Origin of the sequence: Siccibacter colletis, from assembly GCF_025914095.1 — a bacterium.
Taxonomy (GTDB): Bacteria; Pseudomonadota; Gammaproteobacteria; order Enterobacterales; family Enterobacteriaceae; genus Siccibacter; species Siccibacter colletis.
This window is the reverse complement of the sequence record NZ_CP074352.1, coordinates 1,415,030-1,428,771: the sequence shown is the minus strand read 5'-3', so window position 1 is coordinate 1,428,771 and position 13,742 is coordinate 1,415,030. Positions and strand designations below refer to the sequence as shown.

Here is a 13,742-nt window from a genome sequence, read left to right as displayed (position 1 = left end):
GTGATTACAAAATGCGCAATCACGCTTAAGCAATACGCGGAAAAGAGGTGATGGTCAATGCGCAAAATTCACGCCAATGTCATAAATGTGAAGTATGCACGGGACAAATTTTGCTGAAATATGCATGGCACAGGCTAACTGCCGGAGATAAAAAGAAAAGCCGCAACCCGAGGGCTGCGGCTTTTTTTCTATAGCATTTTTTTATGGCAGACGCGTAAGCTCGCGAGCAATCGACTGCGCTTCCTGTTGCCAGGCGGCAGCCAGCTGTTTCACCATGGCGTCGTAGCCATCTTCCTGCTGAGTCAGCTCAACGTGGAACGGGCGTTTGGTCAGCGTGCCGCGATGATTAAGCAGCCACTCCCCACTGACGATCACATGCCCGTCGTAGCGCCCGTGGAAGCCGGTGACGTTAACGTTCAGCGTATCCTGGGTCGCGCCGAGCGGCTGGGAGGAGACGACCCAGCCCGGCAGGGCGCTACTCAGATTAGCAACCAGCGTATTGCGCAGCTGCTGATCCAGCGGGCTGGCCCACAGGTTGCTGTTGGCGATAACGTACTGCACGTCGGTGGTCTGATACACCACGCCGTTACCGGCGAGATAGTCCGGCACCGAGACCTGCTCAACCCACAGCAGGCGGTTGTCCTGAGCAGTCTGGTTTGCCGCGTAGCTCTGCGTTGCCGACGGCAGCTGGTAGTACGTCTTATCCTCTTCGCTGCTGCTACAGGCGCTCAGCAGCATAGCGGCCACTACGGGAAGCCATTTCTTCATTGTTTCGCCCTCTTCGGCTGCGGATCCTTTTTATCCTTCGCTTCAAACACCAGCGCGTTGCTCTTCTCGTTGAGCGTACGCAGCACCGGCTGCAGTTCGCGCAGCACCTGATCAAGACGCTGCATATCCGCCACCATCTTGTTATAGGCGGCCGAACCTGGCTGGAAGCCCTGCATGCTGCGGTTCAGCTCACGGAGCGTGGACTGCATATCCTGCGGCAGCTGCTGCGCCGACTGGCTGGCGGTGATCTTGTTCAGATTATCCAGCGTCTGCTGCAGATGACGCATGGTGCGCTGGCTTTCAGACAGCGAATTGGTCGCCTGTTCAATCATCGGATTCAGCGGCAGGTTGTTGATCTTATCCAGGGTATCCATCAGGCGCTGCTGGATCTGCGCCAGCCCGCTACTTTCGGTCGGGATAACCTTATAGCCGTTGAAGGTGATGCGCTCATCCTTACTTTTGGCGTTTGGATAGAAGTCGAGATCGACATACAGCGCCCCGGTCACCAGGTTCCCGGTTTTCAGCGACGCGCGCAGACCCTGCTTAAGCAGATCCTGCAGATGCTTATCGACTTCCGGATTCTCCCCCAGCTGCTGCTTGAGGCGCTCCGGCTCAATGCGGATCAGCACCGGAATACGGTAGTCGCCGTGCAGCGCCTGGCGCAGGCCCGGCACAAAGAACGGCACCTGTCCTACGGTACCCAGACGGATGCCGCGGAACTCAACCGGCGCACCCGGCTGCAGGCCGCGAATCGAATCTTTGAAGAACAGCAGATAGTCAATGTGATCGGTATACAGCGACTCCTGAATGCTCTTCTGATCGTCGTAAAGACGGAATTCGCTCTTCTCTGCCACCGGCTGACCCAGCTCCATGCCGTCCGGCACGTCGAAGCTGACGCCGCCGGAGAACAGCGTGGTCAGCGACCCCATCTCTACGCGCATCCCGGCGGCGGTAAGATCCACCGCAATGCCGCTGTCTTTCCAGAAGCGCACGTTGCTGGTCACCAGCCGATCGTTCGGCGCGTTGATAAACAGCTGATAGCTCATGGCGCGTTTCTGGGGATCGAAGGTGCTGGTCTCTACCGAACCAACGCGATACCCGCGGAACAGCACCGGATCGCCGGGATTCAGCTGCCCTGCTTTGGCGCTGTCGAGCACCACGCGGATACCTTTCGCATCCGGCGGTGCCAGCGGCGGCGAATCCAGCAGCTTATACTGTTCCGGCTGGCTGCCCTTGCTGCCCGGCTGCAGCTCGATATAGGCACCCGACAGCAGCGTGTTCAGCCCGGACACCCCTTCGCGGCCAATCTGCGGTTTTACCACCCAGAACACCGAGTCGCCGTGCAGCAGTTTTTCCATACCCGCATGCAGCCGCGCTTTAATTTCAACATGATGCAGATCGTCGCTCAGCACCGCGCTCTCTACCACGCCAACATCAACGCTCCGGCTCTTGATGGTGGTTTTCCCGCCTTCAATGCCTTCGGCGTTGGTGGTAATGAGCGTGACTTCCGGCCCCTGATTACTGTAGTGATAGAAGAGGATCCAGGCACCAATAAGCGCCGTGACGATGGGGAAGATCCATACCGGTGACCAGTTTCTCACCTTCTGCACCTTCGCGTCCCCGCTGTTATTTTCCATGCTTTGTAGGCTCCTCATGGCCTGGGTCTGCTGCACGATCCCATGACAAACGCGGATCAAATGTCATCGCTGCAAACATTGTCAAAATTACTACCAGTGCAAACATCACCGCGCCAATGGCCGGATAGATATTCATCAGTCCGCCGATGCGTACCAGCGCAGAGAGCACGGCAATTACAAATACATCAATCATTGACCAGCGGCCAACGAACTCCACCACTTCATAAATCAGATGCATACGTTCGCTGTCGCGCTTGCCGTGGCCCCTGGCATCCCAGCATAGCCAGGCGATGGCGATCATTTTCAGCGTTGGCACCATAATGCTGGCGATAAAAATCACCAGCGCCACCGGATACGAGCCGTCGCTCCACAGCAGCACAACCCCGGCAATTATGGTCGAGGGCATGTCGTCCCCCAGCAGGCTGGTGATCATGATCGGCAGCATATTGGCCGGGAAGTAGAGCATGATAGAGGTGACCAACAGCGCCATGGTCCACTGAATACTATTCTTACGTCGCACCCGGCCCTTCACACCGCAGCGCGGGCAGATTTTTTGTTCCGCGGGCAGAATGGCCGTGCAGCAGGCGCAGGAGCGTAGCCCCTGACGGATGCCCGGCACGCCAACGCGCAGCGGCCGCTCGACCACCGGCATCGGTTCGATGTCATCCCACAGCCAGCGCCGATCCACGCACTGCATCGCCCGCAGCTGGGCAAAGCAGAACAGACACCAGGGCACAAAACTGCTGCCTACGCCGATATCGCCGTAGGCCATCAGCTTAACGAAGCTCACCAGCACGCCGGCGAGAAAAATCTCCGCCATGCCCCAGCTTTTCAGGCTAAACAGTGAACGGGCGAGGAAATGGCTGACGCTGCGCGGCAGCGAGGCGCGGTTGACCAGCAGCAGGATTGAGATAAGACAGAAAACCGGCACCCCCTGCACAAACAGCATGAAGAAGGTACCGAGGCTGGCGTAATCCTCAGAGAACATGACGCCGGGGATCTCCAGCAGCGTCACTTCGCTGACGATGCCGCCCACTTTCATATTCACGAAAGGGAACAGGTTCGACAGCAGCAGCATGAACAGCGCCACCAGCGCCCAGGCGGTGGGACGCTGACGCGGCGCTTCCCAGCGCGTAGTCAGCGTGGTGCCGCAGCGCGGGCAGTTGGCTTTATGCCCGTGCGGCAGCGACGGCAGGGTCACCATCATGTCGCATTGTGGGCACAAAATATGCTTTGCGGCGTGGTGGTGTTCACACATGCCCGTTCTCCCTAATTAGCTACCGTTTTTGAGTGACTCAAGCTCTTCCCAGCGCACAAACGCGGCTTCCAGTTCCGCTTCGGTGGCTGCGAGTTTGTCCAGCATGGCCTGAGTGACATCATGCGGCTGGCTGAAAAATGACGGGTCGCTGACCTGCGACTGCAACGTGTCCAGCTCGGCCTCCAGCGTTTCAAGACGCTGCGGCAGCTGGTCCAGTTCGCGCTGCATGTTATAGCTTAGTTTGTTGCTGCTGCGTTTTACAGTTTGTGGTTTGCTGACCGCGTCATCTTCCGATTTTTTTGCGACAGGCTGGCTCTGGCGATGCGCCTGAGAAGCCGCCTGCTGACCGCGCGCGTCGTGATAGCCGCCCACGTACTGGCCGATATGCCCTTCGCCTTCGAAGATCCAGCACTCGGTCACGGTATTATCAACGAACTCACGATCGTGGCTCACCAGCAGGACCGTGCCCTGATAACCGTCGATCAGCTCTTCGAGCAGTTCCAGGGTTTCGACGTCAAGGTCGTTGGTCGGTTCATCGAGGATCAGCAGGTTGCTGGGCTTGAGGAACAGACGCGCCAGCAGCAGGCGGTTACGCTCACCGCCCGACAGCGCACGCACCGGCGTCATAGCGCGTTTCGGGTGGAACAGGAAGTCCTGCAGATAGCCGAGCACGTGGCGCGGTTTACCGTTGACCATCACCTCCTGCTTGCCTTCCGCGAGGTTGTCCATCACGGTGCGATCCGGGTCCAGCTCGGCGCGGTGCTGGTCAAAGTAGGCCACTTCCAGTTTAGTTCCGACGTGCACGCGTCCGCTGTCAGCCTTAAGCTGACCGAGCATCAGTTTCAGCAGCGTGGTTTTACCGCAGCCGTTCGGGCCAACCAGCGCAATTTTGTCGCTGCGTTGCACCTGAGCGGAGAGATCTTTCACCAGCTGTTTGCCGGCCATCGCGTAATCGACGTTCTCCATCTCAAACACGATTTTTCCAGAGCGGGAGGCTTCTTCCACCTGCATCTTCGCACTGCCCATCACTTCCCGGCGCTCGCCGCGTTCGCGACGCATCGCCTTCAGCGCGCGCACGCGTCCTTCATTACGGGTGCGACGTGCCTTGATGCCCTGGCGGATCCACACCTCTTCCTGCGCCAGCTTGCGGTCGAACTCGGCGTTCTGCAGCTCTTCAACGCGCAGCGCTTCTTCTTTTGCCAGCAGGTATTTATCGTAGTCGCCCGGATAAGAAACCAGCTTACCGCGGTCGAGATCGACGATGCGGGTCGCCATGTTGCGGATAAACGAACGGTCGTGCGAGATAAAGATAATGGTGCCGGGGAAGGTTTTCAGGAAGCCCTCCAGCCAGTCGATGGTTTCGATATCGAGGTGGTTGGTGGGTTCGTCGAGCAGCAGCACCTTCGGGTTGCTCACCAGCGCGCGGCCCAGCGCCGCTTTACGCAGCCAGCCGCCGGAGAGCGAGGCCAGCGCGGTATCGGCATCGAGACCGAGCTGAAGCAGCACTTCGTTGATACGGCTTTCCAGCTGCCACAGGTTGTGGTGATCCAGCTGCTCCTGCACTTTCGCCAGCTCGTTGAGATTGCGCTCGCTCGGGTCGGTCATTACCGTGTGGGAGAGTTCGTGGTAACGCTTGAGATAGACCGCCTGCTCTTCGATGCCTTCGGCAACGAAATCATAGACGCTGCCCGCCACGTTACGCGGTGGGTCCTGCTGCAGACGCGCCACCACCAGATCCTGCTCGTACACGATGCGGCCATCGTCCAGACCCTGTTCGCGGTTGATGATTTTCATCAGCGTCGATTTACCGGCGCCGTTGCGCCCTACCAGACAGACGCGTTCGCTGTTTTCGATGTGCAGTTCAGCGTTATCCAGAAGCGGCGAGTCGCTGAATGAGAGCCAGGCGCCGTGCATACTAATTAAAGACATTCTTATTCCTTCCCGGCATGGGTAACGAGCCAGCAGTTATGGATCTGGCGATTGCGGGCAAAATCGGGTGACAGGGTTTTCTGGGTGATCTCCTGAGCGCTAAGGCCCAGCGCCGCCATACCTTCATGATCGAGTTTGAAGCCGCGCTTGTTGTTGGAGAACATAATGGTGCCGCCGCGTTTCAGCAGACGTTTCAGATCGCGCATCAGCGTCAGGTGATCGCGCTGCACGTCGAACGAGTCTTCCATACGCTTGGAGTTAGAGAAGGTCGGCGGATCGATAAAGATCAGATCGAACTGCTCGGTGGACTCACGCAGCCAGCCGAGGCAGTCGGCCTGGATCAGGCGGTGCGCGCGGCCGCTCAGGCCGTTAAGACGCAGGTTGCGCTCGGCCCACTCCAGGTAGGTGCGCGACATATCCACGGTCGTGGTGCTGTTGGCCCCGCCCAGCCCGGCGTGCACGCTGGCGCTGCCGGTGTAGGAGAAGAGGTTGAGGAAATCTTTCCCTTTGCTCATCTCGCCGAGCATGCGGCGCGCGATGCGATGGTCAAGGAACAGGCCGGTATCGAGATAATCAGTGAGGTTGACCCACAGGCGCGCGTCATATTCACGCACTTCCATAAACTCGCCCTTCTCGCCCATCTTCTGATACTGGCTGCTGCCTTTCTGGCGCTCGCGGGTTTTCAGTACCAGCTTATTGGTCGGCAGGTTCAGCACTGACAGGGTGGCGGCAATGATATCGAACAGGCGCTGACGCGCTTTCGCCGGATCGACGGTTTTCGGCGGAGCATACTCCTGAACAACCACCCAGTCGGCGTAGCGATCCACCGCCACGTTATATTCCGGCAGATCGGCGTCGTACAGGCGATAGCACTCAATGCCCTCCTGACGCGCCCACTTGTCGAGCTTCTTAATGTTTTTGCGCAGGCGGTTGGCGTAGTCTTCCGCCAGCTGGCCCGGCACCGCGCCGCTGGTGTTTTCCGCCAGCTGATAGTTTTTCTGTACGCAGTCGAGCGGACCGTTTTTCGCTTTGAACTGGCGGTCGGCGCGCAGCTGCAGACAGCTCAGTAGTTCTGGTGAGGCGCTGAACAGTGACAGGTTCCAGCCGCCAAACTGGCTTTTCATAATGCGGCCAAGAATGCTGTGCAGCGCGATCAGCGCCGGTTCGCTCTCCAGACGCTCGCCGTAAGGCGGGTTGCTGATGACGGTGCCATGCGGGCCTTCCGGCTGCGGGTTGCGCAGGTTTGCCACATCGCTCACCGCGAAGGTAATCACGTCACCCAGGCCGGCGCGTCGGGCGTTAGTGCGCGCGCGCTCGATGACGCGGGCATCATTATCTGAACCGTAGAAGCGGCCCTGATAGTCGCTCAGACCGCGGCGAGCGCGCAGCTGGGCTTCCGTTTTCACGCTCTTCCACAGGGTTTCATCGTGCTGTGCCCAGCCGTTAAAGCCCCAGTGGGTGCGGTGCAGGCCCGGCGCGCGATCGGTGGCGAGCATTGCCGCTTCAATCAGCAGCGTACCGGAGCCACACATCGGATCGAGCAGCGGCGTACCCGCTTCCCAGCCAGAGCGCATTACGATGGCGGCGGCGAGGTTCTCTTTGATCGGTGCCTGGCCGGTACGATCGCGGTAGCCACGCTGATGCAGACCTTCACCGCTGAGATCGATGGCGATGCTGGCGGTATCTTTGTTCAGCCAGACGTTAATGCGCAGATCCGGCATCTCGCGATCGACGTTCGGACGCGGCAGGTTTTTACGGGTAAAGACGTCAACGATGGCGTCCTTGACCTTCAGCGCGCCGTACTGGCTGTTGCGGATGGTGTCGTTCAGGCCGCTGAAGTGCACCGCGAAGGTGGCATCCGGGGCGAAGAGTTCGGTCCAGTTAATGGCCTGCACGCCGAGGTAGAGGTCAAGATCGCTGTAGACCTTGCATTCGCTCAGCGGCATTAAGATTCGTGACGCAAGCCGGCTCCACATCAGGCTCTGGTAGAGCAGGTGCGCATCACCTTCAAAATGCACCCCCCCCTGAACTACCTGGCACTGGCTGGCGCCCAGGGTTTCAAGTTCAGTTTTTAGCAGCTCTTCCAGGCCACGGGCAGTACTGGCAAACAGAGAAATCATATCGTCACTTACTTAGATAAAGAAAATTGTTGCGCATTATAGCTAATCCGCAACGCATGTCATAAAGTTGCCCCGCTTATTTCATTCTGCACGGAGGCCGCAGTGCTCACTCTGACTCGTCTTTATGTCCATCCTGTTAAATCCATGCGCGGAATTCAGCAATCTCACGCCCTGGCGACGGAGAGCGGCTTCGCGTTCGATCGAATTTTTATGGTGACGGAAACCGATGGCACCTTTATTACCGCCCGTCAGCATCCGCAGATGGTGCTGTTCACCCCGGCACCGCTGCACGATGGTCTGCACCTCACAGCCCCGGATGGCAGCAGCGCCATCGTGCGCTTTGCCGACTTTGATGCCAGCGGCGCGCCCACCGAGGTGTGGGGCAACCATTTCACCGCGCTGATTGCCCCTGAGGCCATTAACCGCTGGCTGAGCGGCTTCTTTGGTCGCGACGTCCAGCTGCGCTGGGTCGGGCCGGAACTGACGCGCCGGGTCAAAAACCATGCGGCGGTGCCGCTCTCCTTCGCCGACGGCTATCCCTATCTACTGACCAGCGAGGCCTCACTGCGTGATTTACAGAACCGCTGCCCCGCGGGCGTACGCATGGATCAGTTCCGCCCGAATCTGGTGGTGTCCGGGGCCAGCGCGTGGGATGAAGATACCTGGCAGACAGTGCGTATCGGCGAGGTGACTTTTGACGTGGTGAAACCGTGCAGCCGCTGTATCTTCACCACCGTCAGTCCCGAGAAGGGCCGCAAGCACCCGTCCGGCGAGCCGCTGGCCACGCTGCAGCGTTTTCGTACCGCTCAGGATAACGGCGACGTCGATTTCGGGCTTAACCTGATCGCCCGGGCAAGCGGCGTTATCCGCAGCGGCGATAGCGTGGAGGTGCTGGCGCGTAAACCGGCGCGTCTCTACGGGGCCGGCCCGGAAAGTGAAGCCATGGAGGTGGAAGCGCAGCCGGAAAGCGCGCTTGAAATCGCCTGGCAGAGCCAGACCTTCCGCGGTAACAATCAGCAGGTGCTGCTGGAGCAGCTGGAGCAACAGGGCATTCGCATCCCCTACTCCTGCCGGGCAGGCATCTGCGGCAGCTGTCGCGTGCGTTTAGTCGAAGGGGAAGTGACGCCGCTCAAGCAGAGCGCCATCAGAGATGACGGCACCATTCTGAGCTGCAGCTGTATTCCGGCGGGAAATATTCGTTTAGACGTGTAGTGCGTCAGACGGCCTGGTCGAGCGCCACGCGCTCGACGCCCGCTAACGGGCGCAAACGGTCGTTCATGATTTTAATCGCGTCGCCAAGCTGCATACTGCGCCCGGCCAGCGTCAGTTCCGGCTGGGCAACCAGACAGAGCGTGGCGTTATCGCCCGCTTCCACCACCAGCAGATTCACCTGTTCGAGGTTATCGCTCAGCCATACCGCGGCAGCGTCAGCGCAGGCGGGCTGCCAGTAATCGTCATGAGCGGTAAAGTGCCAGCTTTTCGGCATCTGCGGTTTCAGGAAACGAATCGCCACCAGCGCATTCAGCACCAGTTCCGCGCGCTGGGCGTGGCTTAATGCCATCTCGCGGCAGCGCTCATCGAACGCATAGTAAAGCGCTGCGTCGTCCACGCAAAAACCTGATGGATTGAAGGCATCCGGCGTGAGCATTTTTCGGGCGAAGCGCGAGCGAAACACCATACCATTGGCCAGATCGAGCATCATACGATCGTGCTCTTCATCAAAATACCAGCGCCAATTATCGTCCGGTTTTATTCGCATCACATTCTCTCCGCCACCCAATCGCCGACTAATTATCGTCCCTGTCGCCGTTTCGTTTACTGCCAAAATAAGAAAAGCGCAATATGTTCAAATTTGCAACATCAGCGGAATATAAAACAACCAGATATAAAAATAAAGCACTCAGCAGCCTGAGTGATAATTCAGGCAGCAAATCGTTATTTTTGCACCAATAACGAAGCGGTAAATTTACAAACCGGTAAATAAATGTAACGGAAAGCGGATAAAAGCAGGCGGGAGAAAATTTACGTTAAGGATATAAACGGCCCGCACGGGCCGAATATCATTGCTGGAGGCGGGCAAATATCAGAGGTGAGTGACGATCTCTTTTACCAGCGGCGGCCCTTTATAAATGAAGCCGGAATAGATCTGCACCAGACTCGCGCCGGCGGCCATTTTCTCCCGCGCGGCCATTACCGAATCAATTCCCCCTACGCCAATAATGGGTAAGCGTCCGGCTAATTCGCCAGAGAGCCGACGAATAATCTCGGTGCTTTTTAGCTGCAGCGGACGCCCACTCAGACCACCGGCTTCACTGGCATAATTCATCCCTTCCACCAGTGAACGATCGAGGGTGGTATTGGTGGCAATAACGCCGTCGATATTATGTCGGACGAGGCTATCTGCCACCTGGATCAATTCTTCTTCGCTCAGATCCGGGGCGATCTTCACCGCGACGGGCACATATTTATGGTGTTTTTCTGCCAGCGCCTGCTGTTTATTTTTAATGGCCACCAGTAGATCGTCCAGTGCGTCGCCATATTGCAGGGTGCGTAATCCCGGGGTGTTAGGCGACGATATATTGATGGCAATATAACCGGCATAGGCATAGACCTTATCCATACAGATCAGATAGTCATCCTTACCCTGCTCCACCGGCGTATCTTTGTTTTTGCCGATATTGATTCCCAGCACCCCATCGAAATGGGCTTTTTTGACGTTCTCGACCAGGTTGTCAACGCCGAGATTATTGAAGCCCATGCGGTTGATCAGCCCTTCGGCCGCCACCAGCCGGAAAATACGCGGCTTATCGTTACCCGGCTGCGGACGCGGCGTCACGGTACCGATCTCAATCGATCCAAACCCCATCGCAGCAAACGCGTCGATGCACTCGCCGTTTTTATCGAGGCCTGCTGCAAGGCCAAGCGGATTTTTAAAATTCAGCCCCATGCAGGTCACCGGCTTAGCGGGAACCTTCTGGCGCACCAGAAACTCCAGCGGGGTGCCGGTAACACGACGAAGCTGCGAAAACGTCATTTCATGCGCGCGCTCTGGGTCGAGCTGGAAAAGGGCTTTACGAACGAAGGGGTAGTACATGAACTCTCCTGGATTCCCGGTGTGCAAACCGGGGCGGTATTATCTGCGATCTCACGCCCGAAGGGAATTGACTCAGGGCAAAAAACGCCCCCGCGAAGCAAACGTTTTCCTCGCCGACCACCACTTATTCAAAATCCGGCATAAAAACGCCAGATAAATCATTTAGTGGAACCTCGCGCCTCTGCCAGGATAACTCAAATTGTTATCAATGTGTTTCATATGCAAACTTTTGGTTATAAGGAGCCGCCATGCGCGTTATTACACTGGCGGGAAGCCCGCGCTTCCCCTCCCGCTCCAGCGCCCTGCTGGAATATGCCCGGGATAAGCTCAGCGCCCGCGATGTTGAGGTGTGCCACTGGCATCTGCAAAATTTCGCGCCGGAGGATCTGCTTTATGCCCGCTTCGATAGTCCGGCTCTGCTCGCGCTTATTGAGCAACTCCAGGACGCCGACGGGCTTATCGTCGCGACGCCCATCTATAAAGCGTCCTTTTCCGGAGCGCTAAAAACCCTGCTCGATCTGCTCCCTGAACGCGCCCTGCAAAATAAAGTGGTGCTGCCGCTGGCTACCGGCGGCACGGTCGCCCATCTGCTGGCAGTGGATTACGCCCTGAAACCGGTCCTCAACGCGCTGAAAGCGCAGGAGATCCTGCACGGGGTCTACGCCGATGACAGCCAGATCGCCGATTACCAGTACACGCCGGCGTTTACGCCGTCTCTCCAGCTGCGCCTCGATAACGCGCTGGAAACCTTCTGGCAGGCGCTGCACCGCCCGCAAGCTGTTGTTCCGTCCCTGACAACGCAAGGAGCTGTCCATGTTTAGTTCCCTTTCACGCCGTGCCGTCGGGCTGGCGCTTGGTGCCCTTTTGGGCGTTAGTACCCTAAGCCAGGCCGCTGAACCGGCGGCACCCGAGGCGCTGCGCATCGGCTATCAGAAAGGCAGCGTCAGCATGGTGCTGGCGAAAAGCCATAAATTCCTCGAACAGCGCTACCCCAACACCCGCATCACCTGGGTCGAGTTCCCGGCCGGGCCACAGATGCTGGAAGCGCTGAACGTCGGCAGCATTGATGTCGGCAGCACCGGGGATATTCCGCCGATCTTTGCCCAGGCGGCAGGCGCGGACCTGGTGTATATCGGCTCCGAACCGGCGAAACCGAAAGCCGAAGTGATTCTGGTGCCGGAGAACAGCGCGCTGAAAAATGTCGCCGATCTGAAAGGCAAAAAGGTCGCCTTCCAGAAAGGCTCCAGCTCCCACAACCTGGTGCTGCGTGCCCTTCAGCAGGCCGGGCTGACCTTTAAGGATATTCAGCCGATTTATCTGTCGCCGGCCGATGCCCGCGCCGCCTTCCAGCAGGGCAACGTCGATGCCTGGGCCATCTGGGACCCGTACTATTCTGCGGCACTGCTGCACGGCGGCGTGCGGGTGCTGAAGGACGGTGAAGGGCTCAAGCAGACCGGCTCCTTCTATTTAGCCGCGCGCCCTTACGCTGAGGCCAACGGCGATTTCCTGCTCGGGGTACTGAAAACCTTCAGCGATGCCGATGCCCTGACCCTTTCACAGCGTCAGCAAAGCATCACGCTGCTGGCGACCAGCATGGGGCTGCCGGAAAAGGTGATCGCCACCTATCTCGATCATCGGCCGCCGACATCGATTACCCCAGTAAATGAAGAAACCACCGCGCGTCAGCAGCAAACCGCCGATCTGTTCTATGAGAACCGCCTGGTGCCGAAGCAGCTCGACATCCGCGACCGCATCTGGCACCCCACCCTCACGAAAGGAGCGAAATCATGAGTCTGAATCTGTTCTGGTTTTTACCGACCCACGGCGATGGCCACTATCTGGGCAGCGATGAGGGCGCACGCCCGGTGGATCACAGTTACCTGCAGCAGATTGCGCAGACTGCGGATCGCTTTGGTTTTACCGGCGTGCTGATCCCGACCGGGCGCTCCTGCGAGGATGCCTGGCTGGTGGCCGCTTCCCTGATCCCGGTGACACAGCGACTGAAGTTCCTTGTAGCCCTTCGACCCAGCGTGATTTCCCCCACCGTGGCGGCGCGTCAGGCGGCGACGCTGGATCGCCTCTCGAATGGCCGCACGCTGTTCAACCTGGTCACCGGCAGCGATCCGCAGGAGCTGGCTGCCGACGGCGTGTTCCTCGACCATACCGAGCGCTACGAGGCGTCGGCGGAATTTACCCGCGTCTGGCGTCGCCTGTTGGAAGGCGAGACGGTGGACTTTGACGGCAAGCATATTCAGGTGCGCGGCGCGAAGCTGCTGTTCCCGCCGGTGCAGCAGCCACGGCCGCCGCTCTACTTTGGCGGATCGTCGGACGTGGCACAGGAGCTGGCCGCTGAGCAGGTCGATCTGTACCTCACCTGGGGCGAGCCGCCGGCGCTGGTGAAAGAAAAAATCGCCCAGGTGCGGGCCAAAGCCGCCGCCCACGGGCGCAAGGTCCGCTTCGGTATTCGCCTGCACGTTATCGTGCGTGAAACTACCGAAGAGGCGTGGCAGGCCGCGGATCGGCTTATCTCGCATCTTGATGACGATACCATCGCCAAAGCGCAGGCGGCGTTCGCCCGCCAGGACTCAGTCGGTCAGCAGCGTATGGCGGCCCTGCATAACGGCAGCCGTGAAGGGCTTGAGATTGCGCCGAACCTGTGGGCCGGGGTCGGCCTGGTGCGCGGCGGTGCGGGCACGGCGCTGGTGGGCGACGGCCCCACCGTGGCGGCACGCATCAATGAGTATGCCGATCTCGGCATCGACAGCTTTATCCTTTCCGGTTATCCGCATCTGGAAGAGGCGTGGCGCGTCGGCGAACTGCTGTTCCCGCATCTGGATGTCGCTATCCCGGACGTGCCGCAGTCGCAGCCGTTGAAGGCGCAGGGTGAAGCGGTAGCAAACGAGTTTATTCCGCGCAACGTGGCGCAGAGTTAAGGA

The 13,742-nt window shown here is 58.9% G+C and carries 11 protein-coding genes; 4 read left to right on the top strand and 7 right to left on the bottom strand.

The window, feature by feature from the left end; translation table 11 throughout:
- Window positions 1–201: 201 nt before the first annotated feature.
- Genes pqiC through rlmKL form a run of 5 tightly spaced genes read right to left on the bottom strand, consistent with a single transcriptional unit; the run spans window position 202 to window position 7,712 of the window.
- A complete protein-coding gene (gene pqiC, locus KFZ77_RS06780; protein ID WP_031520148.1) occupies window positions 202–768 on the bottom strand; it encodes a membrane integrity-associated transporter subunit PqiC in 567 nt (188 codons plus the stop codon).
- A complete protein-coding gene (pqiB, locus tag KFZ77_RS06775; protein WP_031520149.1) occupies window positions 765–2,405 on the bottom strand; it encodes an intermembrane transport protein PqiB in 1,641 nt (546 codons plus the stop codon). The genes pqiC and pqiB overlap by 4 nt, the downstream gene beginning before the upstream one ends.
- Window positions 2,395–3,663 (bottom strand): membrane integrity-associated transporter subunit PqiA, encoded by a 1,269-nt coding sequence (gene pqiA / locus KFZ77_RS06770; protein ID WP_031520151.1) that lies wholly within the window; start codon window positions 3,661–3,663, stop codon window positions 2,395–2,397. The genes pqiB and pqiA overlap by 11 nt, the downstream gene beginning before the upstream one ends.
- A 15-nt stretch (window positions 3,664–3,678) precedes the next feature.
- Window positions 3,679–5,592 (bottom strand): ABC transporter ATP-binding protein, encoded by a 1,914-nt coding sequence (locus tag KFZ77_RS06765; RefSeq protein WP_264385812.1) that lies wholly within the window; start codon window positions 5,590–5,592, stop codon window positions 3,679–3,681.
- A 2-nt stretch (window positions 5,593–5,594) separates the two neighbouring features.
- The gene (gene rlmKL / locus KFZ77_RS06760; protein ID WP_264385811.1) at window positions 5,595–7,712 is read right to left on the bottom strand and encodes a bifunctional 23S rRNA (guanine(2069)-N(7))-methyltransferase RlmK/23S rRNA (guanine(2445)-N(2))-methyltransferase RlmL; all 2,118 of its coding nucleotides are present in this window, start codon (window positions 7,710–7,712) and stop codon (window positions 5,595–5,597) included.
- A 102-nt stretch (window positions 7,713–7,814) separates the two neighbouring features.
- On the opposite strand from rlmKL, the gene KFZ77_RS06755 reads away from it, so the two are divergent.
- The gene (locus KFZ77_RS06755; RefSeq protein ID WP_264385810.1) at window positions 7,815–8,924 is read left to right on the top strand and encodes a YcbX family protein; all 1,110 of its coding nucleotides are present in this window, start codon (window positions 7,815–7,817) and stop codon (window positions 8,922–8,924) included.
- A 4-nt stretch (window positions 8,925–8,928) separates the two neighbouring features.
- Here KFZ77_RS06755 and KFZ77_RS06750 read toward each other — a convergent pair whose 3' ends face one another.
- Complete coding sequence (locus KFZ77_RS06750; protein ID WP_264386155.1) at window positions 8,929–9,471, bottom strand: cell division protein ZapC; 543 nt, start codon at window positions 9,469–9,471, stop codon at window positions 8,929–8,931.
- 324 nt (window positions 9,472–9,795) lie between these two features.
- The gene (gene pyrD / locus KFZ77_RS06745) at window positions 9,796–10,806 is read right to left on the bottom strand and encodes a quinone-dependent dihydroorotate dehydrogenase (protein WP_264385809.1); all 1,011 of its coding nucleotides are present in this window, start codon (window positions 10,804–10,806) and stop codon (window positions 9,796–9,798) included.
- A 248-nt stretch (window positions 10,807–11,054) separates the two neighbouring features.
- On the opposite strand from pyrD, the gene ssuE reads away from it, so the two are divergent.
- Genes ssuE through ssuD form a run of 3 tightly spaced genes read left to right on the top strand, consistent with a single transcriptional unit; the run spans window position 11,055 to window position 13,739 of the window.
- Window positions 11,055–11,627 (top strand): NADPH-dependent FMN reductase, encoded by a 573-nt coding sequence (ssuE, locus tag KFZ77_RS06740; RefSeq protein WP_264385808.1) that lies wholly within the window; start codon window positions 11,055–11,057, stop codon window positions 11,625–11,627.
- A complete protein-coding gene (locus KFZ77_RS06735) occupies window positions 11,620–12,597 on the top strand; it encodes a sulfonate ABC transporter substrate-binding protein (RefSeq protein ID WP_426445154.1) in 978 nt (325 codons plus the stop codon). The genes ssuE and KFZ77_RS06735 overlap by 8 nt, the downstream gene beginning before the upstream one ends.
- On the top strand, window positions 12,594–13,739 hold the full coding sequence (gene ssuD / locus KFZ77_RS06730; RefSeq protein WP_264385807.1) for an FMNH2-dependent alkanesulfonate monooxygenase: 1,146 nt from the start codon (window positions 12,594–12,596) through the stop codon (window positions 13,737–13,739). The genes KFZ77_RS06735 and ssuD overlap by 4 nt, the downstream gene beginning before the upstream one ends.
- Window positions 13,740–13,742 lie beyond the last annotated feature (3 nt).

What these genes read in the sequence shown, in the direction of transcription:
- KFZ77_RS06750 (WP_264386155.1), bottom strand. Translation starts at nt 9,471, where the DNA reads ATGCGAATAAAACCGGACGATAATTGGCGCTGGTATTTTGATGAAGAG.
- pqiB (WP_031520149.1), bottom strand. Translation starts at nt 2,405, where the DNA reads ATGGAAAATAACAGCGGGGACGCGAAGGTGCAGAAGGTGAGAAACTGG.
- pyrD (WP_264385809.1), bottom strand. Translation starts at nt 10,806, where the DNA reads ATGTACTACCCCTTCGTTCGTAAAGCCCTTTTCCAGCTCGACCCAGAG.
- KFZ77_RS06765 (WP_264385812.1), bottom strand. Translation starts at nt 5,592, where the DNA reads ATGTCTTTAATTAGTATGCACGGCGCCTGGCTCTCATTCAGCGACTCG.
- KFZ77_RS06735 (WP_426445154.1), top strand. Translation starts at nt 11,620, where the DNA reads ATGTTTAGTTCCCTTTCACGCCGTGCCGTCGGGCTGGCGCTTGGTGCC.
- ssuE (WP_264385808.1), top strand. Translation starts at nt 11,055, where the DNA reads ATGCGCGTTATTACACTGGCGGGAAGCCCGCGCTTCCCCTCCCGCTCC.
- pqiC (WP_031520148.1), bottom strand. Translation starts at nt 768, where the DNA reads ATGAAGAAATGGCTTCCCGTAGTGGCCGCTATGCTGCTGAGCGCCTGT.
- ssuD (WP_264385807.1), top strand. Translation starts at nt 12,594, where the DNA reads ATGAGTCTGAATCTGTTCTGGTTTTTACCGACCCACGGCGATGGCCAC.
- pqiA (WP_031520151.1), bottom strand. Translation starts at nt 3,663, where the DNA reads ATGTGTGAACACCACCACGCCGCAAAGCATATTTTGTGCCCACAATGC.
- rlmKL (WP_264385811.1), bottom strand. Translation starts at nt 7,712, where the DNA reads ATGATTTCTCTGTTTGCCAGTACTGCCCGTGGCCTGGAAGAGCTGCTA.